Genomic DNA, 1730 nt, shown 5'->3' on the forward strand with positions numbered 1-1730 from the left:
GAGCAAGGAAGAGCTGTTCAAGGCCGTGGTGCGCGAAAACATCTCGGGCCGCTTCACGGAGTGGCGCGCCGAGCTGGACACCTTTGAAGGCACCACCCCCGAATTGCTGGCTTACTGCATGAACAGCTGGTGGGAGCGCGTGGGCCTGACGCGCGCCTCGGGCCTGACCAAGCTGATGATGAGCGAGGCCAAGAACTTCCCCGACATCGCGGCCTTCTACCAGCAGGAAGTCATCATGCCGGGCCACGGGCTGATCCGCAGCATCCTGCAACGCGGCATGGACCGCGGCGAGTTCCGGCCCATGGACCTGGACTATGCGGTCTACCTGGTGGTCGCTCCCATGATTTTCCTGATCCTGTCCAGGCACACCGCCGGCATCTGCATCAGCAGCGACGCGGACCTGGATCCGCAAAAATACATCGCCTTCCAGGTGGAAACCATCCTGAACGGCATCTCCGCACCGGCCGGCGCCGCCGCACAGAGCAACAGGAAAGCCGCAGCATGAAGCGATGGGTCAAGTGGGGGGTCGCCGGGCTTATCGTGCTGCTCATCGTGGGCGGCGTGTTGCGTGCATTGTCCGCGCGCAAGGCCCAGCAGCAGGCGCTTGCCGCAAGCACCGCCGTCAAGGATATGGGCCAGGTCGAGCTGGCCGCCACCGACGTGGTCAAGGCCCAGACGCGCGAGGTGGTTCAGGGTCTGCCGGTGTCGGGCTCGCTCAAGGCCGTGAACTCCGCCGTCATCAAGGCGCGCGTGGCCGGGGAACTGCAGGGCCTCACGGTTCGCGAAGGCGACGTGGTCAAGGCCGGCCAGGTGGTTGCGCGCATCGACGCCACTGAATACCAGTCGCGCGTACGCCAGGCCCGCGAGCAGGCCGAATCGGCCAAGGCGCAGGTGGATGTGGTGCAGCGCCAGTACGACAACAACAAGGCGCTGGTCGACCAGGGTTTCATCTCAAAGACCGCGCTGGACACGTCTTTGGCCAATCTCAATGCCGCGCAATCCACCTACAAGGCGGCCGTAGCCGCCACCGAGGTCGCGACCAAATCGGTGGACGACACGATCCTGAAAGCCCCCATCTCCGGCCAGGTATCGCAGCGCCTTGCCCAGCCGGGTGAGCGTGTCGGTGTCGACACCAAAATCATCGAAGTGGTGGACTTGAGCCGGCTCGAGCTGGAAGCCACCTTGAGCGCTACCGACTCCATGGACGTGCGCGTGGGCCAGACCGCACAGCTACAGATCGAAGGCAGCCGGCAACCCGTGACGGCCAAAGTGGTGCGCATCAATCCCACGGCGCAGGCCGGCAGYCGCAGTGTGCTGGCGTACCTCAGCATCGACAACCCGGGCGCCGCCGGTGACGCAGGCGCCGCGCCTTTGCGCCAGGGGCTGTTTGCCCAGGGCACGCTGGGCACGGCCAGCGCTTCGCTGCTGTCGGTACCGGTCAGCGCCGTGCGCACCGACAAGCCCACGCCGTATGTGCAGGCGGTTGAAAACGGCCTGGTGGTGCACAGGAGCGTCGAGCTGGGCGCGCGCGGCACCGCCGGCAAAGACAGCGTGGTCGCCGTCAAGGGTCTGGCCGATGGCGCAGTGGTGATCCGCGGCGAGATCGGCGCATTGCGTGAGGGCACCAAAGTGCGCTTCACGCAACTTCCGGCTGCGGCACAGGCGGCCAGTGCACCTGCCAAGCCGGCGCCCTGAGGACTCACGCGCATGTGGTTTACGCAGGTCAGCCT

Annotated in this window: 2 protein-coding genes; both read left to right on the forward strand. The window is 66.0% G+C overall.

The annotated features are described in order from the left end of the window. Nucleotides 1-505: TetR-like C-terminal domain-containing protein (locus AC1D0Z_RS21070; protein WP_477660108.1), on the forward strand; the 505-nt coding region annotated here is incomplete at its 5' end. Beyond that, nucleotides 502-1695 (forward strand): efflux RND transporter periplasmic adaptor subunit, encoded by a 1194-nt coding sequence (locus AC1D0Z_RS21075; RefSeq protein ID WP_477660109.1) that lies wholly within the window; start codon nt 502-504, stop codon nt 1693-1695. The genes AC1D0Z_RS21070 and AC1D0Z_RS21075, both read left to right, overlap by 4 nt. Nucleotides 1696-1730: the final 35 nt, after the last annotated feature.

It is taken from the genome of Polaromonas sp. P1_E3, assembly GCF_056405935.1.